The sequence below is a fragment of the Croceitalea sp. P059 genome (genome assembly GCF_031846365.1).
In the GTDB taxonomy this organism is placed as follows: Bacteria; Bacteroidota; Bacteroidia; order Flavobacteriales; family Flavobacteriaceae; genus Croceitalea; species Croceitalea vernalis.
Window position 1 is genome coordinate 1,294,821 of sequence record NZ_JAVRHW010000001.1, and the last position, 24,263, is coordinate 1,319,083.

The following is a 24,263-nucleotide window of genomic DNA, read 5'->3' on the forward strand; positions in this document are numbered from 1 at the left end:
CAAAAAAAGCCACTCAGAAATGAGAGGCTTTTTTTTTGGAGAAAGAAGGGTTATTTTTTAAAGATATATCTCGTAATAAAAATACCTTGATTATCACCTTTGCCTGCACTTTCAACAGCACTTGTAACAAAAGCAAGTTCCCATCCATTGGCAACCATGTCATTAATCATTGAAGTTAATAAAGCATCATTTGCTGCGATGTTTTGAAAACGGATACCTCCAATATTAAAAAAGTTCAAAAGCTTAGTTTCTTCAAAGTTTTTTACACGAATTTCGCCTCTTTTTGATTTGTTTCTAGTATTGTCCTCGTCCGTTTGTACACTAGTATATTCTTTGTAATCTTTCTCTTCGATGGCATTCACAATTCTTGATCTTCCTAAACCATTAGGTACAATTGATTCAACACTAGTGATAACTTTGAACTGTTGAGCGTTCATTTCAAATGTTGCTAATAGAGCAACAAAGGCAATAAAAAGTACTTTTTTCATAATTGATATGTTTTTGTTGATTAAGACTTATCAATTTTAATACCAATTTTTAAGAAAAGAAAATTGTTTCTTTGTTATTGTATGAATTGTTATGAACAAACCTTTTGATGCAGGGAATCGTGTATAAATCGACCGGAAGCTGGTACACCGTTAAATCGGAGGAGGGTGATTTTTATAATTGTCGCATAAAAGGGAAGTTTAGAATTAAAGGAATTAAGAGCACCAATCCCATAGCTGTTGGTGATTTGGTAACTTTTAGTCTAGAGAAAAATGGAGATGAAGAAGTTGGAATTATCTCTGAAATTAAAGACCGTAAAAATTATATTATTCGCAAGTCGGTCAACTTATCAAAGCAAACACACATTATTGCTGCTAATCTTGACCAAGTATTTTTATTGGTTACTTTAAATAACCCCGTAACCTATACAAGTTTCATTGATCGATTTTTAGTTACCGCAGAAGCATATGCAATACCTGCAATACTGCTTTTTAATAAGTCTGATACTTACAGTAAAGAAGAAAAAGAAGAAGTTTCATCCCTAGTAAAATTGTATAGAAAAATAGGTTACCGGTGTATTGAATTGTCTGCAAAGAAAGGAGAAAATGTTCAAGAGGTAAAAACCCTAATGAAAGACAAAATTAGTATGTTTTCTGGTAATTCGGGGGTGGGTAAATCAACATTAGTCAATGTTATTGAAAAGAATTTAATGCTAAAAACAGCCGAAATTTCTGAGCAACACCTTCAAGGTCAACATACCACCACTTTTGCTGAAATGTATGATCTTTCTTTTGGAGCTAAAATTATTGATACGCCAGGTATAAGAGGTTTTGGTATTGTTGATATGGAAAATTATGAAATTGGTGATTACTTTCCAGAATTATTTGCCTTAAAAGGCTTTTGTAAGTTTAATGATTGTTTACATGTTGATGAGCCTAAATGTGCTGTTAAAGAAGCCTTGGATAATGATAAAATCGCTTGGAGCAGGTATAGAAGTTATTTGCAAATGATTTTAGGTGAAGATGAAAATTATCGTGTGGATATTTATAAAAGTGATTGATGAGAGCAGTTATACAACGAGTTTCTAGAGCGAGCGTTACCGTTGAAGAAAATGTCATTTCTCAAATTGATACGGGCTTGTTAGTTTTACTTGGAATAGAAGATGAAGATAGCCAAGAAGATATTATTTGGCTTTCAAGAAAAATAGCAAATCTTAGAATTTTTAATGATTCTGAAGGTATCATGAATCAATCTATATTAGAAGCAAATGGCGACGCTATTGTTGTTAGTCAATTTACCTTGCATGCGGCCGTTAAAAAAGGAAATAGACCCTCTTATATGAAGGCTTCAAAACCAGATATAGCCATACCGCTTTATGAGAGTTTTATAGGTCAATTGAAAACGGATTTAGGTAAAAATGTTGGAACTGGTATTTTTGGAGCTGATATGAAAGTTGACTTGTTAAATGATGGACCAGTTACAATTATCATAGATACTAAAAACAAAGAGTAAAGAAAGCTTTATCGTTTTTTCCTACTTTTTTGTAAGAATCTTGGCAGTTTTTCGTTAAGGTACTAACCAACCTAACCACTGCATGCGCTTATTTTATTTTTTACTCTTCACCACTCTTTTTTTATCTGCTCAAAATCAACAATATAGCCTTAGTTCTATTAATTCAGAATTATTAGAAGATGCCGATGCAGTTGTGCGATTAGATAAAATGATGATAACTGTTGAAGCTTATAATGCAATGGAAGTTTCTTCGAGAAGAGTAGTTACTGTATTAAATGAAAATGGTCAAAAACATGTAGATGCCTATGCGTTCTATGATGATAATAGTAAGATAAAAACTCTTTCAGCATTTGTTTATAATAGTCAAGGAAAAGAAATCAAGAAAATAAAGGAGAAAGATTTTATTGATCAAAGCGCTTCAGGTGATGGTACTTTATATTCGGATTCTCGAGTTAAGTTTTTGCGATATACTCCTGTAAGTTATCCGTATACCATAGTTTTTGAGAAAACATATACAACAGCGGATACAGCATTTTTACCGCACTGGTACTTTTTAGATGGTTATAGGGTAAGTACTGAAAAGAGTGAGTTTATTTTTGATTTAAAAACTAAAATTCCCTTAAGAAAAAAAGAACAAAATCTTGAAGATTACGCTATATCAGTTGAATCTGTTGGTAACAAATTAAAGTATACTGCTGAAAATCTAAAGGCGATTGAAGGTGAAAATTATTCTCCTGAGTTTTATGATTTTGCCCCGTCTATTAAATTGGCTTTAGAGCGTTTCCATTTAAAAGGCGTTGATGGTCAAGCCAAGAATTGGAGTGATTATGGCAAATGGATTTATAATTCACTTTTAAGGGGTCAAGCGGAATTAAATGTATCAACAATAAATGGAGTAAAATCCCTAGTTGCGGGAATAGAAGATCCTAAAAAGAAGGTTGAAAAAATTTATGAGTACGTTCAAAACAATACAAGGTATATAAGTGTTCAATTGGGTATTGGTGGTTGGATGCCTATTAGTGCTGAAGAGGTCAATCGAGTAAAGTATGGTGATTGTAAAGGATTGACTAATTATACAATGGCCCTATTGAAAGCTGTTGGTATTAATTCTTATTACACGGTTGTTTACGCTGATGCTGATCAAAGAAGTCTCGATGCTGAATTCCCTTCTTTACAAGGTAATCATGTCTTTTTAAATGTACCCTTGAATGATAAAGAGCTGTGGTTAGAATGTACAAGTCAAATAGTTCCTGCGGACTATTTGGGCACTTTTACCGATAATCGTTATGTGCTAAAAGTTACACCTGATGGTGGTGAGTTGGTTAAATCTAGGGCTTACGAAAACAAAGATAATTGGCAGCTTACCAAAGCTGATATTACAATTTCTGAGGAAAGTGGAGTTCAGGCCAATGTTGAAATTGTAAGTAGTGGAACTCAATACAATCAAAAATTTAGATTGCCTTTAAAAGATGAACAAGAAAAAGAATCTCATTATAAAGAGTATTGGGATTATGTTAATGATATCAATCTTACTAAAATTTCATTTGAAAATGATAAAGACAATATAGAACTAAAAGAAAAAGTTTCACTTTCTTCAAATAGCTACTTGTCAAAAGCTGGAGATAAGGTGCTTTTTGCTCCAAATATGCTTAACCGAAATCTTTTTGTTCCAAAACGCTACAGGAATAGAAAGCATGATGTCATCATTAAACGAGGTTATTTAGATGAAGACGAGTTTACAATAGCGCTTCCTGATGATTTTAAAGTGGAGTCTTTAATTTCTCCCGTGAATCTTAAGACTGAATTTGGTGAATACACCATAAGCATGGAGAAAATAGCCGAGAATCGATTAATTTATAAAAGGAGACTTCTCATTAAATCTGGTAAATACTCTAAAGATAGCTATGAAGATTTTAGAAATTTTAGAAAGAAAATTGCGAGATCAGATAATTCAAAAATAGTATTGATTAAAGCCTAAACCATGAAGTTAAAATTACTCATTATTGCCATTATGGTAAGTGCAATAACTATTGCACAAGACAATAAAATTAAGTTTGGTAAAGTGTCAAAAGAAGAAGTTCTTCAAAAAGAACATCATTTAGATAAGGATGCAGAAGCCGCTTTTCTGTATAAAAAAGAGCGCTTATTTTATAAATACGACGGAACAGAAGGTTTTAGAACAGTTAGGTCCGCACATTACCGAATTAAAGTTTATAAAAAATCAGGTCTGGACTGGGGCACTTTTGAGATTCCGCTATACACTTCAACCTCTGGTGAGGAAAGAATTGGTCAAGTTAAAGGATATACTTTTAATGATGAGAACGGAAAAATTAATGAAGTTAAACTTAAAAAGGATGGTGTTTTCAAAGAGAATGTAAGTAAATATCGAAACAAGGTTTCTATCAGTATGCCAAACGTAAAAGAAGGCAGTGTAATAGACTTAGAATATAGTATTACGTCTGACTTAAGTGGTTATATAGATGAGTTCCAATTTCAATATGGTATACCTGTTGACCATGTTGATATTAGTGTTGAAATTCCTGAATACTATGTTTTTAAACGTCATGGAAAAGGTTTCTTCCCAATAGATATAACACAATCTAGAAAAAACAGAAAAGTAACATTTAGATATAGAGAAGAGAAAGGTACTGCTACAAATAAGCATAAATCTCTTTTTAGCTCTGCAACGAATAGTAAGTCAACAACACAGTCTGGTGAAATTGAGTTTTTAGAAAATGTTTATAAAATAGCTTCAAACAATATTCCCGCTTTAAAAGAAGTGTCTTATACCGATAACATTGATAATTACAGAAGTGCGATAAAATTTGAATTGGCTTCTACACAGTTCCCTAACAGTCCCTATAAAAATTATAGTAAATCATGGGAAGACGTGGCCAAAACCATTTATAAATATGACGATTTTGGAAATGAACTCAAAAAACAACGCTTTTACAAAGATGACGTTGATGAAATCATGACTAAAGTTACCGAACCTTCAAAGCTAGCATCAGCTATTTTTGATCATGTTAAAAATAGGATGAACTGGAACAACTACACCGGTGTTGGTTGTGATAATGGTCTTAAGAAGGCTTATGAAGAAAAATCTGGAAATGTGGCCGATATTAACTTAATGTTGACTTCAATGTTACGTTATGCAGGGTTTAAGGCAAACCCTGTTTTGGTTAGTACAAAGTCCCATGGTATTCCCCTGTTTCCAACAACTGATGGTTTTAATTATGTTGTTGCCGCAATTGAAAATGCAGATGGCACTGTTGATTTGATGGATGCAACCGAAAAAATGGGAGCGGTCAATATCTTGCCAACCAGATCTTTAAATTGGAGTGGTCGTTTGGTTAGGGAAGATGGGTCTTCGATTGCTATTGAAATGGTAAACAAAAAGCCATCTAAAAAAGTAATCTTTATGAATGCCGAACTTGCCTCAGATGGTAGTGTTTCTGGAAAAATGCGTACACAGAATACAGGTCATATCGCTTTAGGTTACAGAAAGTCGCACAAAGATGAAACCACCGAAGATATTATGGATGCCATGGAAGATAGGTATGTAGAAATGGAGGTTGATGAATTGGAAATCAAAAATGAAAAAGAATGTGACAAACCAGTACTGGAATCTTGTTCATTTCTAAAAGAAAACCAAACTGAAATCATAAATGGTAAAATCTATTTTAAACCAGCATTATTTCTTGCAATGAATGAGAATCCATTTAAATTGGAGACAAGGGACTATCCAGTTGATTTTGTGTATCCACAATCCAAAAAAATAGTGGTCAACTATAAATTACCAGAAGGGTGTCAAGTAGAATCAATACCTGAATCAGCTTCATATGCATTACCCGATGGCCTTGGTTCATTTCAGTTTACATTCAAACAGAACGGAAATCAAATTCAATTTAGTTCAAATACGGCAATCAATAAAAGCTTAATTCCACCAAATTATTATGCATCTTTGAAAGAGTTTTACAACCAAATGGTTGTAAAACACAATGAAAAAATAGTATTGTCTAAAATCTAGACCCATGCAAATTGAAAATGCACAAAAAGCAGTTGACGAATGGATTAAGGTTCACGGAGTTCGTTATTTTAATGAACTAACTAATATGGCCCAACTTACAGAGGAAGTTGGCGAAGTAGCTAGAATTATTGCTCGTCGTTATGGTGAACAAAGCGAAAAAGAATCCGATAAGAATAAGGATTTAGGTGAAGAGTTAGCTGATGTGCTATTTGTTGTCTTATGTTTGGCCAATCAAACAGGTATTGATTTGCAACATGCTTTTGATAAAAAGTTAGATTTGAAAACAAAGCGTGATCATGACCGTCACCACAATAATGAAAAGCTCAAATAACTTATATTTGAGCTTTTATTTTTTATTTATAAATAGGTCGTATTGAAACTTCAACTTACTGCTCCACAAAGCAATTTACTTAATTCCAAAATTCAGATTACTGGTTCAAAAAGTGAAACCAATAGATTGTTATTGCTACAAGCTCTTTTTCCTAATCTAAAAATTGAAAACCTTTCCAATTCGGATGATGCACAAGTGATGCAAAAAGGTTTGGAAGTTACCAACGGAACTGTTGATATTCACCATGCCGGCACAGCTATGCGATTTTTAACCTCGTTTTTTGCTTCTCAAGAAGGTAAAGAGGTGGTATTAACTGGTTCTAAAAGAATGAAGGAAAGACCGATTAAGGTATTGGTTGATGCTTTAAAAGATTTGGGAGCTGAAATTACATATCAGGGTAATGAGGGCTATCCGCCTATAAAAATAAGGGGTAAAAAACTTGTAACTAGTACTGTTAGTTTACCAGCAAATATTAGTAGTCAATATATCTCATCATTATTGCTTACAGCACCAAGTTTAGAGAATGGCATAGTTATAAATCTAGTCGGTAAGATAACCTCTGTTCCTTATATTAAAATGACTTTAAGTCTGCTGAATAGTATAGGAATAAGAACAGAATTTGAAGGAAATCAAATAAAGGTCTACCCCAAAAATAGCGCAAAGGATGAAGTTTTAACAGTAGAATCAGACTGGAGTGCTGCAAGTTACTTTTATAGTATTGTAGCTTTAAGTGAAGTGGGTAGTGAAATTAAACTTTCGTCCTATAAGAAACATTCGTTGCAAGGCGATAGCGTCCTATCTGAAATTTATAAAGACTTTGGAGTTTCGACCACCTTTTTAAATAACACGATAAAATTGACCAAAGAAAAAGATATAAGTACTGACCATATAGAGGTAGCTCTCGAAAATGCTCCTGATATTGCACAAACAATTGCGGTGACCTGTTTTGGTCTTTCAATAGGTTGTCATTTAACGGGGCTACATACTTTACCAATTAAAGAAACAGATCGTTTGGCTGCAATGAAAACCGAACTCGAAAAAGTTGGTGGATCAGTTGCTATTACTGCCGAAAGCTTGACGCTAAAGCAAGAAAATCAAATGATACCTAATGTAGCTATTGATACGTATAATGACCATAGAATGGCTATGGCCTTTGCACCTTTAGTATTAAAAATTCCACTAAAAATGAACGATGCTGAGGTAGTATCAAAATCATACCCTGATTTTTGGAGTGATATGAAACACCTTGGAATTCAAGTAAAGGAACTTTAGGTTTGAATTAAATGTCTATTTACTTGACAACCCCTATTCGCAGATTGTATATTTGCCGTCTTTATAAAACACCGAAAAACGCTTATGAAATTATCAAATTTTAGTTTTGAACTTCCAGATGAATTATTAGCTGAGTATCCAGCAGAGAATCGTGATGAATCCAAGTTAATGGTGATTCACCGTGAAACTGGAAAGATTGAGCATAAAATGTTCAAAGACATGATTGATTATTTTGATGAAGATGATGTAATGGTGTTGAATAACACAAAAGTATTTCCAGCTCGCTTATACGGTAATAAAGAGAAGACTGGGGCAAGAATAGAAGTATTCTTATTAAGAGAATTAAATGAAGAACAACGTCTTTGGGATGTTTTGGTTGATCCGGCTCGTAAAATAAGAATTGGTAATAAACTTTATTTTGGCGAAGATGAAAGTTTGGTGGCTGAGGTTATTGATAATACAACATCTAGGGGTCGTACACTTCGTTTTTTATATGACGGTTCATATACTGATTTTAGAAGAAAATTAAGAGAGCTAGGTCAAACACCATTACCTAAGTATATCAAGCGCGATGTAACTCCGGAAGATGAGGAGCGTTACCAAACTATTTATGCAAAACACGAAGGTGCCGTTGCTGCACCAACAGCTGGGCTTCACTTTTCTAAGCATTTATTAAAGAAATTGGAGATCAAAGGAATTGATTTTGCTGAGGTCACGTTGCATGTAGGTTTAGGTACTTTTAACCCTGTTGAGGTTGAAGATTTGTCTAAACATAAAATGGATAGTGAAGAATTAGTTATCGATGAAAAAGCTACAGAGATTGTAAATAATGCCAAAGCGAATAAACGAAGAGTTTGCGCCGTTGGTACCACTGTAATGCGTGGTTTAGAGAGTGCAGTTTCATCAGATCATAAGCTGAATACTTTTGAAGGTTGGACCAATAAATTTATTTTCCCTCCATATGATTTTAGTATAGCTAACTGTATGGTGACCAACTTTCACCTGCCAAAATCTACTTTATTAATGATGATTTCTGCTTTTGTGGGTCACGATTTAATGAAAAAGGCATACAAACAAGCAATTTTAGAAGGCTATAAGTTTTATTCTTATGGTGATGCGATGTTAATCTTGTAGGAAAGAGTTTTAAACTTTCTTTTTTCTTGAATACTTAATCAAAGTATCGTTATTAATGGAATCTGTTCTTGGCAGAATAGATGAGCCTTGAGTTCCTTGATATTTTTTAATTAAATATTAGATAAATGATAAAAATTGATAAAAAGTTTTTCAAGAACCTCCTAATGCTTTTTGCAATAACTTTAAGTTTTAACAATGCAGTCGGTCAAATTTCATTCGAAAAAGCGTATTATTTTGATAATGATAAGAACAGAATTGACGGTTTTATTAAAAACATTGATTGGGAAAGCAATCCAACTGAATTTCAATTCAAAACTGATTTAGACGCTCAATTTGTTACTTTATCTATCGAATCAGTTTCTGGTTTCGAAATTGAAAATCAATTTAAATATTTTAGGTCCAAAGTTTTAATTGACAGAAGTAGTAATGCAATGAGTCAATTAGGCTATGAAAGAAATCCTAGTTTGAAAGAAGAAACTTTATTCCTTAAAATTTTGATTGAAGGGGAATATGTGTTGTATGAATATGTTGATCAAAGTTTAAGGCGATTTTTTTATGGAAAAAAAGACATGATTCCTGAACTACTGGTTTATAAGAGGTACAAGCAAAATGACAATATAATTGGCACAAACCAATTATATAAACAGCAAATAAAGAATACCATCTCTTGTGATATAATTACTCTTAAAAGACTGAATAGTTTAAATTATGAAAAAAGTTCATTAAAGAAATTTTTCAAAGAAATAAATAATTGTTTCGGTAATTCTACTGTCGTTGAATATGACAAGGAAAAAACAAAATTCAATTTTTATTTAAAGGCGGGAATAAGCACAAATTCGATACAAACAGCAATCGATCAAGTTTATGAGGTTAATGGTTTAATTGGATATAGGTTTGGGGCAGAATTGGAATTTGTTTTTCCTTTTAATAAAAATAAGTGGGCTGCAGTTATTGATCCAAATTATAGACTTGTTAGCAACGAAACTAGCACATCTAATGGGGTAGATGTTACGGTGGAATTTAGTTCATTAGAATTCCCCATTGGCTTAAGGCACTATTTTTTCCTTAATGATAAATCTAAATTATTTTTAGAAGCCTATACCAATATCGAGTTTGGTTTTAATCCTTCATTAACTGTTGGTACAGATAAGAGAAAAGGTAAAGCCGAATCTAATTTTAGTGTGGGAGGCGGCTATAATCATAAAGGAAAATTTTCTATTGGGTTAAGGGTCGAAACACCACAAGATATTCTTAGCAATTTTGTGAATATAGAGGGAAGATTTTGGAGTGCATCGCTCCTAGTTGGCTTAAAACTTTAGTAGTCTTATTTTAATTATGGAATCCGCCAAAAAAGATATTAGAGCACTTACCAAGGACCAATTGCGTGATTTCTTTGTTGCCAATGGCGATAAAGCTTTTCGAGGAAATCAGGTTTATGAATGGCTTTGGCAAAAATCTGCACATTCTTTTGAAGCTATGACTAATATTTCAAAAGAAACTCGTGAAATGTTGAAGAAAAACTTTGTAATCAACCATATAAAGGTTGATCAAATGCAACGCAGTAGTGACGGTACCATAAAAAATGCAGTTCAATTATATGATGGACTAATTGTTGAATCTGTTTTAATACCTACTGCCACGCGCACAACAGCTTGTGTTTCAAGTCAAGTAGGTTGTAGCTTAGACTGCAAATTTTGTGCAACTTCAAGGCTTAAACGCATGCGCAATTTGAATCCTGATGAAATTTATGACCAGGTGGTTGCAATTGACAATGAGAGTAGACTATATTTTGACAAACCTTTGAGTAATATAGTTTTTATGGGTATGGGAGAACCCCTTATGAATTATAAAAACGTGCTCCAATCAATTGAAAAAATAACTTCAAAAGAAGGTTTAGGAATGTCACCTAAACGCATCACTGTTTCGACATCAGGTGTGCCAAAAATGATTAAAAAAATGGCGGATGAAGAAGTGAAGTTTAATTTAGCAGTATCGTTACATTCAGCAATAGATGAAGTAAGAACTTCTATAATGCCATTCAATAAAAATTTTCCTTTAAAAGACCTGCGAGAAGCGTTGCAATATTGGTTTAGTAAAACTAAAAATAGAATTACTTATGAATATGTTGTTTGGGAGGGTATTAATGATACACAAGCAGATGTTGAAGCCTTGGTGAAGTTTTGTCGTTTTGCTCCCTCAAAGGTTAATATTATTGAGTATAATCCAATTGATGACGGTGCTTTCCAGCAAGCTTCCAATAATGCCATTGATATGTATCAAAAAACATTGGAGGCAAATAATATTACCGTAACAGTTCGCCGTTCTCGTGGTAAAGATATTGATGCGGCATGTGGGCAGCTTGCAAATAAATCATAGTTAAAAGCATTGCTATTGCTTTATAACCCCAGTTTTAGGGGCTCTACCGAAAACTTTTTATCAACCTATTCTAAGAGTTGCTTTTTACCTACTTTTGACCTACAAAACCAATCAATTTATAGTTTTCTCTAGTTGAAAGTAGCTGCGCAAATACGAGAACCAATTGAAGAAGAAATGGAACTTTTTGAAAATAAGTTCCGTGAATCTATGTCTTCAAAAGTGGCACTTTTTAACCGTATCACATACTACATTGTAAATAGAAAAGGGAAGCAAATGCGGCCCATGTTTGTTTTTTTAACGGCAAAACTTCTGAACAATGGAAAAGTAAATGAGAGAACTTATACGGGAGCTTCTATAATAGAACTTATTCATACCGCTAGTTTGGTTCATGATGATGTTGTTGATGATAGTAATAAAAGACGAGGCTTTTTCTCAATAAATGCACTTTGGAAAAATAAGATTGCTGTTTTGGTTGGTGACTTTCTATTCTCAAAAGGGCTTTTAACCGCCTTAGAATCTAAAGATTACGATTTACTACATATCATTTCAGAATCAGTCAAAGCAATGAGTGAAGGTGAGTTACTTCAAATTGAAAAAGCTCGAAGACTGGATATCACTGAAGATGTATATTACGAAATTATTCGTCAGAAAACTGCCAGATTAATAGCCTCATGTTGCAGTATGGGCGCTGCTTCTGTAATGCCAGACTCGGAAGAAGTTCAAATTTTTAGAAGATTTGGAGAACTGTGCGGAATGGCATTTCAAATTAAAGATGACCTCTTTGATTATGGGAGTGAACGTATAGGTAAACCTACTGGAATTGATATTAAAGAACAAAAAATGACTTTGCCTTTAATTCATGCATTAAATACAAGTGATAAGGATAAGAAAAGATGGATAATCAATTCTATTAAAAATCACAATAAGGATAAAAAACGTGTCAAGGAAGTCATCTCTTATGTAAAAGAACAAGGGGGTCTTGATTATGCGGTTAAGAAAATGCTTGAATTTAAAGATGAAGCTTTATCCTTGTTAAATGATTACCCCGATTCGCCTTATAAAGCTTCTTTGACTTTGATGGTGAACTACGTTGTTGAACGTAAGAAGTAATTATTTCATTCTTTTAAACTGCCTCATTTTCAATATCTTGGAATTTCACTTTATTCGACATTATTTTTTTTAGAATACCAGGCAACCATTTTAAAACTTCACTCGTCTATCTTTATAGAAGACTAATTGAGAACCATTGAAAATAATTTCAATTTATAGTAACGAAAAGCAGTTGTTAAAAAAGGCAATTGCAGGTAATCGTCAGGCACAACGAACTATTTATGAAAAGTTCGCACCTAAGATGTTAAGTGTTTGTCGTCAGTATATTAAAGATGCTCAATTTGCAGAAGATGTCATGGTTAATGGTTTTGTGAAGGTTTTTAAGAATCTGCAAACTTTTGAACATAGAGGGAGTTTTGAAGGCTGGATTCGTAAAATAATGGTTAGAGAAAGTATCTCTTATTTAAGGAAAAAACAATTTGTAGTTTTTGACGACGAGGTATTTGAGAAAAATGAGCTTATAAGTTCTGAGAACAATTCCATATTAGACATGGAGCATGTACAAGACTTGATAGACAGTTTGCCAGAAGGTTATAAAATGGTATTTGTATTGTATGCAATTGAGGGTTATAAGCATAATGAGATAGCTAAAATGTTAAAAATATCAGAGGGTACATCAAAATCTCAATTATTTAAAGCACGAAAATTGCTTCAAGAAAATTTAAAATTAAAGGGAATTTCTTCTCGAACTAGTTTCGGGGGAAATTAAAAACATAATAATGGATAAGTTAGAGAAACATATTAGAGAAAAACTCCAAGAAAGGGAAGTACAGCCCTCTAATGGTGCTTGGGATAAAATAGAGTCTCAACTTGGTGAAGTTGCGGAACCTGCGAGAAAAAATGTCTATTGGTATGCAATTGCCGCAAGTTTTATTGGAGTATTATTAATTTCAATTGTTTACTTCAATTCAGATATTGAAAATGCAGTAACCAAGCAAGTTGTCGATACCCTTGAAAAGGAACCAAGCAAACTTGAGGTTGAAAATAGTTTAGAAGAAAAGACAGAACGGAATAAAGTATTAATCGTTCAAGAAACTCCGGATATCGATATTCCTTTAAAAGAAGAGTTGAAATCCACTTTAAATATCGAAGAATCTGCGCAAAAGAACTTGGTACTAAACGATTCTAAAGAAACGAAAATTTTAGACTATAAAAAGGCCGCAATCAATGAACAGGAATTAATAGAGAATAAGTTGAATCAAGTTCTTAATGTGGTGGCAAGCTTAGAGGAACGGAATATAGAAGTCACAGATGCTGAAATTGACTCTTTGTTAATGAATGCTCAACGGGAACTGTTAACTGATAAAGTATTACGAGAAAATGGAAAAGTAGATGCTATGGCTTTACTTACTGAAGCTGAAGATGAACTTGAGAGAACCTTTAGAGGACAACTGTTTGAAAAACTAAAAGACGGCTTTTTTAAAGTTCGTACTGCGGTAGCTGACCGAAATAATTAAATATTCATCAATCAATCCAACTCATCCAAATCCCTGGTTCTAAACCAGGGATAGGGTAAGTAGGGCTTAAATTAAATTATCATGAAAAAATTAAGTACATTTTTAGTAGCCTTGTTTCTAGCATTTTTGACACAGAACGTATTAGCTCAAAACGACGGCTTTAAAACAAAAACCGCAAAACTTGAGAAGCAAAAAGCAAGAATTACAGCACAAGAAAAAGATGCGTTAAAAATTGAAATTAAAAGTATCAATGAGCAACTTGAAAGAGGTGTAATAACGGCTGAAAAAGCACAAGAAATGAAAGAAATAGCTGCGAAGAAAAGAGCTATGAATATAGAGAATAGAGTTGCTATTATTGATAATCGTATTGCTTTGTTAGAAAGAAATGATGGAGTTGTAATTTCTGATATGATGACTGATTCAGATACCTTAGTTGAAGACCAAATAAGAATAGGGGTAGATATTAATGGTAAACCTGCAGAAGAGTTTTTTTTCAGTACTAAAAATTGGAAAAGAGATTTGAAGTATGACCGACGTACTTACTCGGATTTTGTTATTGCGATAGGTTTAAATAACGCATTGATTGAAGATCAATCTTTAAGTGATTCACCTTATAAAATAGGAGGAAGTAGATTTTTCGAAATGGGTTGGCAATGGAGAACTAGGGTTTTTGAAAACTCAAATGCTCTAAGAATTAATTATGGTTTTTCTTTTCAATTTAATGGGTTGAAGCCTAAAGATAATCAGTATTTTGTTGAAAATGATGATCAAACAGAATTGCAAGAATTCCCGTTAGAATTGAATAAGTCTAAACTAAGAATGGACAATTTGGTCTTTCCGGTCCACCTTGAATTCGGCTCTTCCAGAGTGAGAGAAACTGAAAAAACCATTCGATATGATATTGATAGAAGCTTCCGTTTCGGAATTGGGGGCTATGGAGGGTTTAACATTGGCACCCGTCAAAAATTGAAATATTCTGAGAATGGAAATCGAATAAAAGAAAAATTTAAAAGAGATTACAATACGGCTGATTTAATATATGGTTTAAGCGCTTATGCGGGCGTTGGAGGAACGCAATTATACATTAAGTATGATTTAAACCCAATATTTCAAGATGCACCAATTGAGCAACGAAACATTTCTTTAGGTCTGCGATTTGATTTGTAAAGACTATAATCAATCTACCTTATGGAAGCAGAGTTATGTTTATCTAAATCCTAAATAAAGGAGATAAAAATGAAGAATTAGACAAAAGCTTTTTCCATTTCAGTTGAAAATTCTTCTTTATAATAAACACGTTTACAGTGGGAACATTCTGCATAGCGGAATGTTCCTATTTTTATTAAGAGAATCCAAAATAAATGAAAATAATTGGGTTGTGAAACGGCAGTCAAGGTATCATTTTGAGTGCAGTATAAACAAGAAACGTTATGTAATTTTTGAATGCTTCGCTTACCGCGTTTAGTTCCGAAAAAAAGAATCATTTTTAGTATTACATTTGAGTTTGTAATTTACAGAATTAATATTTTCCTATTTACGGAAACTGCAAAGAGGCTTAATGATTTCAAAAACCACCATAGATAATGTATACGAAACGGCTCGTTTAGAAGAAGTTATTGGTGATTTTGTGCAGTTAAAAAAGTCTGGTTCAAATTTTAAAGGTCTAAGTCCTTTTTCTGATGAGCGTACTCCAAGTTTTATGGTCTCGCCAGTTAAACAGATTTGGAAAGACTTTAGCAGTGGTAAAGGCGGTAACGTGGTCGCTTTTTTAATGGAGCATGAACATTTTAGTTACCCGGAAGCCATTAAATACTTAGCTAAAAAGTACAATATTGAAATAGAAGAAACTGAGCAAACTGACGAACAGAAAGAGCAAGCTAATGAACGTGAGAGTATGTATTTGGTTTCTGAATATGCGTCCAAACATTATATAGAAACGCTATGGAATTCACAATTGGGCAAGGCAATAGGCTTGAGCTATTTTAAAGAGCGTGGTTTTACTGATGAAACTATAAAAAAGTTTGCTCTAGGTTATAATCTGGACCAATGGGATGCTTTTACCAAAAGTGCTTTGGAAGATGGTTATAAACTAGAATATCTTTCAAAAACAGGTTTAACAATTGTAAAAGACCAAGCCGAAGGTGAAACTAGAAAGTTTGATAGATTTAAAGGACGAGTAATGTTCCCTATTCATTCTATGAGTGGCAGGGTGTTAGGCTTTGGTGGGCGAATTTTAAGTAATGACAAAAAGGCGGCTAAATATTTAAATTCACCAGAAAGTGATATTTACCATAAGAGCAAGGTGCTTTATGGTATTTACTATGCCAAACAAGCAATAGCTAAAGAAGACAACTGTTTTTTAGTTGAAGGCTATACTGATGTCATTCAAATGAATCAGCGAGGAATTGAGAATGTGGTAGCATCCAGCGGAACGGCATTAACTCCGGAGCAGATTAGATTAATTAATAGACTCACAAAGAATATAACTGTTCTTTTCGATGGTGATGCTGCTGGTCTTAGAGCTTCTTTACGAGGGATTGATTTAATTTTAGAGCAAGGAATGAACGTAAAGGTTTGTTCATTTCCTGAAGGAGAAGACCCTGATAGTTTTGCCAAGAATAATGCCTATGAAGATGTTGTTTTATATCTAGAAGAAAATGCAAAAGACTTTATTCAGTTCAAAACTTCTTTATTAGCTAAAGAAGCTGCAAATGACCCAATAAAGCGTGCTGATACTGTTCGCGATATTGTGAATAGTATCGCTAAAATTCCTGATAGAATTCAAAAGGAGATTTATATTCAAGAGTGTGCTAAAATCATGCAGATTTCTGAAGAGGTACTTTACAATACCTTGGCACAGATAGATAAGAAGGAAGCTTATGATTCTAATAAGAAGTTAAAACAAGAGCAAAAGGCTTTTCAAGTTGTAAAAAGTGAAACTGTTGTTGAAAAAATTGATGTTCAATTTGAACTCGAGCGTAAAATAATTGAGTTGTTGTTATTGTATGGGAGCCAAAAACAAGAATTTGAAGATTTAGTTTTAAAAGAATCAAAAGACGGTGATTTAGTTCTAGAACCCGAAACTACTGAAGCTAAGGTTTACGAAAAGATTTATCTTGACCTTCAAGAAGATGAAATTGAACTATCAAATGAAAATTTTAAGAATATTTATTATCGCCTAATTGAAAATTTGAATGCCTCAGAAGAATTTTCTGTAAAACTTTTTTTGGCAGAATTAGATACTGAAACAGTGCAGGAAGTATCTTCAATTTTAATGGAAGAGGAGCGTTATGTTTTACATGATTGGGAAAGAAAAGATATCTATCCTAAAGATAAAGATAAAGGAATAGCTCAATTAGTGAGTGAAACTATTCTGACACTTCGTTGCAACTTAATAAAAGGCAGAATCGCTAATCTTCAAAAGGATACCCAAGCTAAAACCGAGAATCAAGAAGTTTTAGAAGAAATCATGAATTACTTGCAATTAAACAAGCTATTAAATGCAAAACTAAATCGAGTGCTTTCTTAAAAAACAAAAACCCCAGGGTTTCTGGGGTTTTTAAATTTCAATTATAAAATTTCTAGTACAATTCTAAAGCTTTTGCTTGTTGCAACAAGTCAACCAAGTTGTCAACATTTAATTTACGCATCAAACGTGCTTTATAAGTACTTACAGTTTTCTCATTTAAGTTTAAACCTTCAGCAACTTCTTTGTTTCTTTTACCACTAGCTAATAGCTTAAGTACTTCAACCTCACGAGTAGATAATTTTCTAAAGAACCTTCTTGGTTTCTGTGTGCCTTCATCAAAAGCTAGACGTTGTGCTAATTCGTTAGTGATAAACATGTTTCCTTCAGCGACTTTTCGAATAGCAGAAATAATATAGTCAATGTCTGCAGTTTTTGACAAATAGCCAAAAGCGCCCGCTCTAATAGTGCTTAGAGCATAAACATCTTCAGATTGTCCACTATACATTAAAACCTTAGTATTCGGAAAATCTTGCTTAATTTTTCTTAGAGTTGCAATACCGTTGATTTCTGGAATGTCCATTTCTAGCATTACTACATCAGGGGAAACTTTCTCTAATAATTTAAAAAGTTCAGTAGTTGTTGACGCATCACCGATTACTTCGAAATCTGAAGTTGCGTTTAAAACTTGTTTAATTCCAAGTCTTACAATCGGGTGACTGTCAGCGATTAATACATTGATCATTGTGGTAGATTTTACTTTAATTTGTTTAGTTAAAATAGTGTTTAGTACATAAATGCTTACAAAATACGCAAGGCAAGTTAACTATTTACTTGGACAAATTTGTAATTTTTTTCTTAAAACCACAGAATCTTTGGGGTTTTATTCGTTTTAACTAACGTAATCAGCGTTGAGTGGTAACTTTTAGTGAATCAGGTATTTCGCAAATAGGTATAGGAATCATCTTATGCTTATTTGCAGTATTGAATCTTTTATATATCGCAAACACTTCTTTTTCTCTGTCAGAAAAGTCTTCTAATATTTTTTCATCATCATCCATCTGCATAGCCCATTCCAATTCTGGGTAACTAGCGCCAATTTGATCTTCATCTGTTCTGCTGTCTCCCCATAAGCCATCGGTTGGGGCTGCTTCAATAATTTCTTTACTAACTCCTAAAACGCGACCAATCTCCCAAACTTCAGATTTTAATAAATCGGCAATAGGGCTTAAATCAACACCACCATCACCATACTTTGTATAAAACCCAACACCAAAGTCTTCTACTTTATTACCAGTGCCTGCAACCAAATATCCTTCAATTGCTGCAAAATAGTAGAGCGTGGTCATTCGTAAACGTGCTCTAGTATTTGCCAATGACATAAATCGTTCTTCTTCATTATCCACCTCAGGTAAGGCATCAACCAAACTGTCAAAAACAGGAGTTAAGTTAACCGGCTGTCGGTTCACATTTTTAAAGTTGGTCATTAACCATTCAATATGGTTGTCGGCTCTAGACACCTGATTCTTGCCTTGATGAATAGGCATCTCAAGACATAACAAGTCTAAACCAGTTTTAGCACATAATGTTGATGTTACGGCGGAATCGATTCCACCAGATACCCCAATTACGAATCCTTTGATATTAGCATTATGAGCATAATCCGTTAACCAAGTTACAATATGATCAATGACCTTTTCTGTTTGCATAGCTGTCTTTTAAGTTCAAAAATTTACCTTTGTACTTCGTAAATTTAAACTGTCGAACCTTAAAAATGAAGTGGAACTTAAAATTCTTTCTAATTTCTTTATTAGTAGTAAGCCTTGCTGCTTGTGAAGACCAGAATAAAGTAGAAACGGAAATAGCTAAAATCCCACTTAAGATTGAACTATCTCGATTTGATCTTGAATTTGGAAAGGCAACCCCCGAAGATATTCCAGTTTTAAAGAATAGGTATCCTTATTTATTTCCTCCGCAGTATAGTGATAGCGTTTGGATTAGTAAATTATCCGATACTTTGCAATTAGAGTTACAGCAAGAAATTAAGAAGAATCTAGCAAGTTTTGTTGTTAAAGAAGAAGACATCACCACCCTTTTTAAGCATATCAAATATTACTTTCCTTCTTTTAAAGTTCCAAAAGTAGTAACAATCATATCTGATGTTCAATATGAAAATAGAATTGTTCTTGCCGATACTTTGTTACTAATTGGGCTCGACAACTATTTAGGTAGTAATCATAAATTTTATGCCGGCTTACCCAATTATGTAGCTCAGAACTTAGATGAAAAATATCTCACCTCCGATATTGCAAGTGCTTTTGCTAAAACCATTAATAGATATCCTCGAAATAGAACCTTTCTTTCAAGAATGCTTCATTATGGAAAGGAACTATATATAAAAGATAAGCTACTACCTGATATTGAAGATTTTCAGCGCATCAATTATACGCAAGACGAGATAGCATGGGCCAAAACTAATGAGCAACAAATGTGGCGGTATTTTATTGAACGGGAGTTGCTGTATAGTACAGATGCGAAGCTAGATCGAAGGTTCTTAGATTCCGCACCTTTTTCTAAATTCGGTTTAGAAGAAATTGATAACGAATCTCCAGGTCGAGTTGGTCGTTTTATAGGATGGCAAATAATTAGGGCTTTCATGGAGAAGAATCAAGAAGTTACTATAGTTGAACTTTTAGATATGCCTGCAGATGATATTTTTAAATTAGCAAACTACAAACCCAAAAAGTAAATGGCAATTGAACATACTTCAGAAATTAAATTGACTGTAGGTCTTGATGAAAACCGCGTACCCGAATCCTTAAATTGGTCGGCTCAAGATGGCGGAATTGATAATGAAGACGCGAAAGCAATGATGCTTTCGGTTTGGGATAGTAAAAACCAAGAATCTTTAAAGATTGACCTTTGGACCAAAGATATGCCTGTTGATGAAATGAAAATTTTCTTTCATCAGACCTTGGTGACCATGTCAGATACTTTTATGAAAGCAACGCAAGATGAAAAGATGACAGCAACCATGAAGGATTTTTGCGACTATTTTGCAGAAAAGCTAGAGTTGAAGTCTTAATATTCACTAAAGCAACTATTTCTTGTTTTCTACATAGGCCTGTCAAGATCCCGAAATTGCCTTTTATGCTCACTGTTTAAATTTAGGTCAATTTCTATCTTATTAGCTCGGGGTCTTTGTATGAATAAAAATATGATTAGTACACCCCCAATGGTCAAGAATAGTAAATTACCAGTTTGACTGAACCAGACAATGTTTAAAAAAGCTGGGCCTTCAATGAGTGCATATTTAATTAAAGAAGCAGTTTGATAACCCGTAAGTTTTGCTTGCAGGGTTTCATGGTTTTTTAAATTTTTAATAAATAGGTTGAACATATATTTACTTGCAAAAATACCACCCAAAGCAATTAATGGAAATACATAGATAAAAATATCATTTTGTGTACCGTTGGTTATGATCTCAGTATTCATGTAAAAAATAGTAGCAGCTAATAATGGACCAATAACCATTGCCAAATGTATAATGGATATGGTTTTTAAAAAGTTTCGAGACGTCATGGTCATTATCTAATTTTAGTATTCCTAGTGTAAATTACATTTTTATAAGACTACTTCTTTAATCATAGGTCGTATTTTTATTTAATGAAAAAGAAATTGAGGCAAAAAATTATTTTTGTGTATAATGCTAAATCAGGTACTAGGAACGCAATACTTGATAGCATGCAAAAGGTCTTTAGTCCATCTACTTATGATTGTAAGCTCTGTGAAATAACTTTTGGTATAGTTAGTGAAAATAGCACGTGGAAAAGGTTTCGACAAAATAGTGACCATAAAATGACATTTTTACATAAGGATGAATTTGCTAAAAAGTACGCAAGTAAGTTTGGTTATAAATTTGAGTTTCCGATTGCACTAATCGAAAGTGAAAAGGGATTAGAAGTATTGGTTTCAGCAAATGAGATGAATAGTCTAAAAACACCTCATGCTTTAATTAGATTAATCAAAGAACGAATTTAATTAGTGGTTTGCTTTGAAATCTAAATTGATATTAGCAATAAAATTCAATAGCTCTTCTTTTCCTGTTCGGTTCGCTGATGAGGTTACAAAATGTTTTGGTGCTTCTTCCCATGCAGTCTCGAGCAATCGTTGTAAATAAGTGTTTACATAATTTTCAATAGCTCGAGGTTTTAGTTTATCGGCCTTTGTGAAAATTATAGCAAAAGGAACGCCATTGGTACCCAACCATTCCATAAATTCCATATCAACAGGTTGAGGCTCGTGTCGGATATCAACTAAAACGAAAGCGCAAACTAACTGTTCTCGTTTTTCAAAATACTCGGTAATATACTTCTGAAAAACTTTTTTATCTTTTTTTGAAACTCTTGCGTAACCATAACCTGGTAAATCAACTAAAAACCAATTATTATTGATTTTAAAATGATTTATTAGCTGTGTTTTACCTGGTCTGCCCGAAGTTTTTGCCAAACTTTTCCGGTCAACCAACATATTAATTAAGGAAGACTTACCAACATTAGAGCGACCTATGAAAGCATATTCAGGTATTCTATCTTTTGGGCATTTAGCCACATCAGAATTGCTCATTACGAATTCTGCCGAAGTAATTTTCATAATACGGGTACTAGAAGTTACGCTTTGTTAGCCAAGTGTGAAGTATAGTATTAAACTCATCAGGATGTTCCATCATAGGTGCATGCCCACATTTTTCTATCCAAAAAAGGTCAGAATCTGGTAGTAATTCATGAAATTCTTTTGCGACATTAGGTGGTGTAACGGAGTCATTTTCACCCCAAATAATACAGGTCGGGGTATTCATAGCTGGCAAGTCTTTTGACATATTATGTCGAATAGCACTTTTAGCAATAGCTAGTGTTTTTACCAATTTCATGCGGTCATTAACCGTCTCAAAAACTTCATCAACAATTTCTTTAGTAGCTACTTCTGGGTCGTAAAAAACATCTTGTGCCTTTTTTTTAATGAACTCATAATCACCACGTTTCGGATAACCATCACCCATTGCACTTTCATAAAGACCTGAACTACCTGTTATGACCAAGGCTTTGACCAATTCAGGATACATTTTGGTATGCAATAATCCAATATGTCCACCCAAAGAGTTTCCTAAAAGGATAACATCTTTTAATTTTTTAAAAGCGATAAAATCCGCTAAAAATTTGGCGAAGTTTTTTACTGTAGTCTTGAGCATAGGCATATCGTAAATTGGTAGTTCTGGTACCAAAACTTGATATCCTTTAGGTGGGAAAAAGTTAGTCACCCCATGAAAATTGCTCAAACCGCCCATTAATCCATGTAATATAATGATTGGTTGTCCTTCACCAATCTCTATATATCTGAACTCTCCTTCCTTAATAATTTCTTCTTCCATCTAGTTAGTTGGGTCTAGCGTGCCAAATATAGGCATTTCAATTCATTCAAATTCGCGAAATCAATGTGGTAAAATGTGGAATTTTTAGTTCAGATAAACAACTGATGAGGGTGGAAATTGTGGTGAAATGTGTAATGATTGCAATTTTTGGTGGAGATTTGACGTTAAAAATATAGATTTTATTAACAATCGTGTCTTTAAGTGGAGATATGTGGAGATAAAATCTATATATTTGGATTTAATTCTTTTAAACAATTCTTGCAAATGAATTTGATGGGTCAATTTGACTGCAAAGCCGATGCTAAGGGAAGGGTAACACTACCAAATTCTCTTAAAGGTCAACTTATGCCAGTGATCAATCAAGATTTTGTAATTAAAAGAGCAGTTTTTCAAGATTGTATTGAGCTCTTTCCTAAAAGTGAATTTGATGTTTTAATGCAACAGGTTAGAGCTAAAAAGAATATTAGCAGAGATTATGATTTGTTCTTCAGAAAGTTTACCGCTGGTATTAAGCCAGATTTGAAAGTAGATTCGGAAACAGGACGTTTTCAAATACCTAAAAACTTAATCGAGTTTGCTGGCATTACTAAAGAAGTGTCTCTACACTGTGCCGATGACCGTATAGAGATTTGGGATAAAGAAAAGTATGAATCTGTATTACAAGAGAGTGATAATGCATACGGTGATGTAGCTGAAAATATTTTTGTTGTAGATAAAAAAGAGGGAATAAATGAATGAGGAGTACCACAATCCGGTACTATTGAAAGAATCGGTTGATGGTTTGAAAGTTCATGAAAATGGAGTTTATGTTGATGTCACTTTTGGCGGCGGCGGACACTCTAAAGAAATATTGAAACGATTGGGGCCTGAAGGTAAATTATTTGCCTTTGATCAAGATGAAGACGCATTGGTGAATACCATAGACGATCAGCGGTTTACTTTGATTAATGAAAATTTTAGGTTTCTCAAGCAGTTTTTAAAGTTCTATGGCATTCTTAAAGTTGATGGAATATTAGCTGATTTTGGAGTTTCATCTCATCAGTTTGATCAAGCACAGCGTGGTTTTTCGATTCGTTTTAATGCTGATTTAGACATGAGAATGAGTAGAAAAAATGAGCTTTCTGCTTTTAAAGTGGTGAATAAGTATTCAATAGAAAATCTAGCTAAGGTGCTTTTTGACTATGGAGAGTTAAGAAATGCAAACGCTATCTCAAAAAAAATAGTCGAGTCTAGATTAGAAAACCCAATCAAGACTACAGAGCAGTTAAAAACTGTCTTGAAACAATTTTTGCCAAAAATGAAAGAGAACAAAATTTTGGCCCAAATCTATCAGGCTATTCGTATTGAAGTTAATCAAGAGCTTGAAGTGCTAAAGTCGTTTTTAGAACAAACGCCTGAAGTATTAAAACAAGGTGGGCGGTTAAGTATGATTAGCTACCATTCTTTAGAGGATCGTTTTGTTAAGCGATTTATTAGAGATGGCAAATTTGAAGGTGAGGCAGAAAAAGATTTTTATGGGAACATAAATGTGCCTTTTAAAAAAGTAGGTGGTTTAATAATTCCATCATCAAATGAAATAGCGCAGAACAATAGAGCACGTTCTGCTAAGCTCCGTATAGCGGAGCGTATGTAGTTTCTGTTTTTTAATTAGAAATATCAGA

At 33.5% G+C, this 24,263-nt stretch carries 25 protein-coding genes; 19 read left to right on the forward strand and 6 right to left on the reverse strand.

What is annotated here, in order from left to right:
* Window positions 1-50: 50 nt before the first annotated feature.
* Window positions 51-488: a hypothetical protein gene (locus tag RM542_RS05835; protein ID WP_311384775.1), complete on the reverse strand. Its 438-nt coding sequence runs from the start codon at window positions 486-488 to the stop codon at window positions 51-53.
* Between the two features lie 107 nt (window positions 489-595).
* Here RM542_RS05835 and rsgA point away from each other — a divergent pair, with 107 nt between their 5' ends.
* The 14 genes from rsgA (at window position 596) to dnaG (ending at window position 17,237) form a co-directional block, all read left to right on the forward strand.
* Complete coding sequence (gene rsgA, locus RM542_RS05840; protein WP_311384776.1) at window positions 596-1,546, forward strand: ribosome small subunit-dependent GTPase A; 951 nt, start codon at window positions 596-598, stop codon at window positions 1,544-1,546.
* Window positions 1,546-1,998: a D-aminoacyl-tRNA deacylase gene (gene dtd / locus RM542_RS05845; RefSeq protein ID WP_311384777.1), complete on the forward strand. Its 453-nt coding sequence runs from the start codon at window positions 1,546-1,548 to the stop codon at window positions 1,996-1,998. Before rsgA ends, dtd begins: the two co-directional genes overlap by 1 nt.
* An 82-nt stretch (window positions 1,999-2,080) precedes the next feature.
* Window positions 2,081-3,976 (forward strand): DUF3857 domain-containing protein, encoded by a 1,896-nt coding sequence (locus RM542_RS05850; protein WP_311384778.1) that lies wholly within the window; start codon window positions 2,081-2,083, stop codon window positions 3,974-3,976.
* 3 nt (window positions 3,977-3,979) lie between these two features.
* Entirely contained in the window at window positions 3,980-6,028 is a 2,049-nt protein-coding gene (locus tag RM542_RS05855) for a DUF3857 domain-containing protein (protein WP_311384779.1), read from the forward strand.
* Between the two features lie 4 nt (window positions 6,029-6,032).
* A complete protein-coding gene (locus tag RM542_RS05860) occupies window positions 6,033-6,359 on the forward strand; it encodes a nucleotide pyrophosphohydrolase (RefSeq protein ID WP_311384780.1) in 327 nt (108 codons plus the stop codon).
* Between the two features lie 42 nt (window positions 6,360-6,401).
* Window positions 6,402-7,631: a 3-phosphoshikimate 1-carboxyvinyltransferase gene (locus RM542_RS05865; RefSeq protein WP_311384781.1), complete on the forward strand. Its 1,230-nt coding sequence runs from the start codon at window positions 6,402-6,404 to the stop codon at window positions 7,629-7,631.
* 84 nt (window positions 7,632-7,715) lie between these two features.
* The gene (gene queA, locus RM542_RS05870) at window positions 7,716-8,765 is read left to right on the forward strand and encodes a tRNA preQ1(34) S-adenosylmethionine ribosyltransferase-isomerase QueA (protein WP_311384782.1); all 1,050 of its coding nucleotides are present in this window, start codon (window positions 7,716-7,718) and stop codon (window positions 8,763-8,765) included.
* Window positions 8,766-8,890: 125 nt separating this feature from the next.
* Window positions 8,891-10,084 (forward strand): hypothetical protein, encoded by a 1,194-nt coding sequence (locus RM542_RS05875; protein ID WP_311384783.1) that lies wholly within the window; start codon window positions 8,891-8,893, stop codon window positions 10,082-10,084.
* A 16-nt stretch (window positions 10,085-10,100) separates the two neighbouring features.
* A complete protein-coding gene (gene rlmN / locus RM542_RS05880) occupies window positions 10,101-11,141 on the forward strand; it encodes a 23S rRNA (adenine(2503)-C(2))-methyltransferase RlmN (RefSeq protein ID WP_311384784.1) in 1,041 nt (346 codons plus the stop codon).
* A 132-nt stretch (window positions 11,142-11,273) separates the two neighbouring features.
* Window positions 11,274-12,251 carry a polyprenyl synthetase family protein gene (locus RM542_RS05885; protein WP_311384785.1) on the forward strand — a complete coding sequence of 326 codons (978 nt, stop codon included), beginning with the start codon at window positions 11,274-11,276 and terminating at the stop codon, window positions 12,249-12,251.
* A gap of 136 nt (window positions 12,252-12,387) precedes the next feature.
* Complete coding sequence (locus tag RM542_RS05890) at window positions 12,388-12,960, forward strand: RNA polymerase sigma factor (protein WP_311384786.1); 573 nt, start codon at window positions 12,388-12,390, stop codon at window positions 12,958-12,960.
* A gap of 10 nt (window positions 12,961-12,970) precedes the next feature.
* On the forward strand, window positions 12,971-13,708 hold the full coding sequence (locus RM542_RS05895; protein ID WP_311384787.1) for a hypothetical protein: 738 nt from the start codon (window positions 12,971-12,973) through the stop codon (window positions 13,706-13,708).
* Window positions 13,709-13,789: 81 nt separating this feature from the next.
* Window positions 13,790-14,875, forward strand: a complete 1,086-nt coding sequence (locus RM542_RS05900) for a hypothetical protein (RefSeq protein ID WP_311384788.1) — start codon at window positions 13,790-13,792, stop codon at window positions 14,873-14,875.
* Window positions 14,876-15,266: 391 nt separating this feature from the next.
* Entirely contained in the window at window positions 15,267-17,237 is a 1,971-nt protein-coding gene (gene dnaG / locus RM542_RS05910) for a DNA primase (RefSeq protein WP_311384790.1), read from the forward strand.
* Between the two features lie 52 nt (window positions 17,238-17,289).
* Here dnaG and RM542_RS05915 read toward each other — a convergent pair whose 3' ends face one another.
* Together RM542_RS05915 and nadE are read right to left on the reverse strand one after the other, a co-directional pair.
* Window positions 17,290-17,919, reverse strand: a complete 630-nt coding sequence (locus RM542_RS05915) for a response regulator transcription factor (RefSeq protein WP_311384791.1) — start codon at window positions 17,917-17,919, stop codon at window positions 17,290-17,292.
* A 160-nt stretch (window positions 17,920-18,079) separates the two neighbouring features.
* On the reverse strand, window positions 18,080-18,883 hold the full coding sequence (gene nadE / locus RM542_RS05920) for an NAD(+) synthase (RefSeq protein WP_311384792.1): 804 nt from the start codon (window positions 18,881-18,883) through the stop codon (window positions 18,080-18,082).
* Between the two features lie 65 nt (window positions 18,884-18,948).
* Between nadE and gldB the strand changes: the two genes are divergently transcribed.
* A complete protein-coding gene (gene gldB / locus RM542_RS05925; protein WP_311384793.1) occupies window positions 18,949-19,923 on the forward strand; it encodes a gliding motility lipoprotein GldB in 975 nt (324 codons plus the stop codon).
* Window positions 19,924-20,259 carry a gliding motility protein GldC gene (gldC, locus tag RM542_RS05930; protein ID WP_311384794.1) on the forward strand — a complete coding sequence of 112 codons (336 nt, stop codon included), beginning with the start codon at window positions 19,924-19,926 and terminating at the stop codon, window positions 20,257-20,259. It begins immediately after the preceding gene.
* 29 nt (window positions 20,260-20,288) lie between these two features.
* Here the strand turns inward: gldC and RM542_RS05935 are convergent, their stop codons facing one another.
* Window positions 20,289-20,708 carry a hypothetical protein gene (locus RM542_RS05935; RefSeq protein ID WP_311384795.1) on the reverse strand — a complete coding sequence of 140 codons (420 nt, stop codon included), beginning with the start codon at window positions 20,706-20,708 and terminating at the stop codon, window positions 20,289-20,291.
* Between the two features lie 132 nt (window positions 20,709-20,840).
* On the opposite strand from RM542_RS05935, the gene RM542_RS05940 reads away from it, so the two are divergent.
* Window positions 20,841-21,215, forward strand: a complete 375-nt coding sequence (locus tag RM542_RS05940; RefSeq protein WP_311384796.1) for a GTPase — start codon at window positions 20,841-20,843, stop codon at window positions 21,213-21,215.
* Here RM542_RS05940 and yihA read toward each other — a convergent pair whose 3' ends face one another.
* Window positions 21,216-21,827: a ribosome biogenesis GTP-binding protein YihA/YsxC gene (gene yihA, locus RM542_RS05945; protein WP_311384797.1), complete on the reverse strand. Its 612-nt coding sequence runs from the start codon at window positions 21,825-21,827 to the stop codon at window positions 21,216-21,218.
* A gap of 10 nt (window positions 21,828-21,837) precedes the next feature.
* On the reverse strand, window positions 21,838-22,602 hold the full coding sequence (locus RM542_RS05950) for an alpha/beta hydrolase (RefSeq protein WP_311384798.1): 765 nt from the start codon (window positions 22,600-22,602) through the stop codon (window positions 21,838-21,840).
* 273 nt (window positions 22,603-22,875) lie between these two features.
* Here RM542_RS05950 and RM542_RS05955 point away from each other — a divergent pair, with 273 nt between their 5' ends.
* Complete coding sequence (locus RM542_RS05955) at window positions 22,876-23,340, forward strand: division/cell wall cluster transcriptional repressor MraZ (protein WP_311384799.1); 465 nt, start codon at window positions 22,876-22,878, stop codon at window positions 23,338-23,340.
* On the forward strand, window positions 23,333-24,235 hold the full coding sequence (gene rsmH / locus RM542_RS05960; protein WP_311384800.1) for a 16S rRNA (cytosine(1402)-N(4))-methyltransferase RsmH: 903 nt from the start codon (window positions 23,333-23,335) through the stop codon (window positions 24,233-24,235). The genes RM542_RS05955 and rsmH overlap by 8 nt, the downstream gene beginning before the upstream one ends.
* The last annotated feature ends 28 nt before the right edge of the window (window positions 24,236-24,263 follow it).

Coding starts and splice junctions, on each gene's coding strand:
- RM542_RS05835 (WP_311384775.1), bottom strand. CDS start 488: ATGAAAAAAGTACTTTTTATTGCCTTTGTTGCTCTATTAGCAACATTT.
- rsgA (WP_311384776.1), top strand. CDS start 596: ATGCAGGGAATCGTGTATAAATCGACCGGAAGCTGGTACACCGTTAAA.
- RM542_RS05855 (WP_311384779.1), top strand. CDS start 3,980: ATGAAGTTAAAATTACTCATTATTGCCATTATGGTAAGTGCAATAACT.
- RM542_RS05850 (WP_311384778.1), top strand. CDS start 2,081: ATGCGCTTATTTTATTTTTTACTCTTCACCACTCTTTTTTTATCTGCT.
- RM542_RS05935 (WP_311384795.1), bottom strand. CDS start 20,708: ATGGTTATTGGTCCATTATTAGCTGCTACTATTTTTTACATGAATACT.
- gldB (WP_311384793.1), top strand. CDS start 18,949: ATGAAGTGGAACTTAAAATTCTTTCTAATTTCTTTATTAGTAGTAAGC.
- RM542_RS05940 (WP_311384796.1), top strand. CDS start 20,841: ATGAAAAAGAAATTGAGGCAAAAAATTATTTTTGTGTATAATGCTAAA.
- RM542_RS05950 (WP_311384798.1), bottom strand. CDS start 22,602: ATGGAAGAAGAAATTATTAAGGAAGGAGAGTTCAGATATATAGAGATT.
- nadE (WP_311384792.1), bottom strand. CDS start 18,883: ATGCAAACAGAAAAGGTCATTGATCATATTGTAACTTGGTTAACGGAT.
- RM542_RS05915 (WP_311384791.1), bottom strand. CDS start 17,919: ATGATCAATGTATTAATCGCTGACAGTCACCCGATTGTAAGACTTGGA.
- rsmH (WP_311384800.1), top strand. CDS start 23,333: ATGAATGAGGAGTACCACAATCCGGTACTATTGAAAGAATCGGTTGAT.
- dnaG (WP_311384790.1), top strand. CDS start 15,267: ATGATTTCAAAAACCACCATAGATAATGTATACGAAACGGCTCGTTTA.
- dtd (WP_311384777.1), top strand. CDS start 1,546: ATGAGAGCAGTTATACAACGAGTTTCTAGAGCGAGCGTTACCGTTGAA.
- gldC (WP_311384794.1), top strand. CDS start 19,924: ATGGCAATTGAACATACTTCAGAAATTAAATTGACTGTAGGTCTTGAT.
- RM542_RS05895 (WP_311384787.1), top strand. CDS start 12,971: ATGGATAAGTTAGAGAAACATATTAGAGAAAAACTCCAAGAAAGGGAA.
- queA (WP_311384782.1), top strand. CDS start 7,716: ATGAAATTATCAAATTTTAGTTTTGAACTTCCAGATGAATTATTAGCT.
- RM542_RS05900 (WP_311384788.1), top strand. CDS start 13,790: ATGAAAAAATTAAGTACATTTTTAGTAGCCTTGTTTCTAGCATTTTTG.
- RM542_RS05860 (WP_311384780.1), top strand. CDS start 6,033: ATGCAAATTGAAAATGCACAAAAAGCAGTTGACGAATGGATTAAGGTT.
- RM542_RS05875 (WP_311384783.1), top strand. CDS start 8,891: ATGATAAAAATTGATAAAAAGTTTTTCAAGAACCTCCTAATGCTTTTT.
- yihA (WP_311384797.1), bottom strand. CDS start 21,827: ATGAAAATTACTTCGGCAGAATTCGTAATGAGCAATTCTGATGTGGCT.
- RM542_RS05955 (WP_311384799.1), top strand. CDS start 22,876: ATGGGTCAATTTGACTGCAAAGCCGATGCTAAGGGAAGGGTAACACTA.
- rlmN (WP_311384784.1), top strand. CDS start 10,101: ATGGAATCCGCCAAAAAAGATATTAGAGCACTTACCAAGGACCAATTG.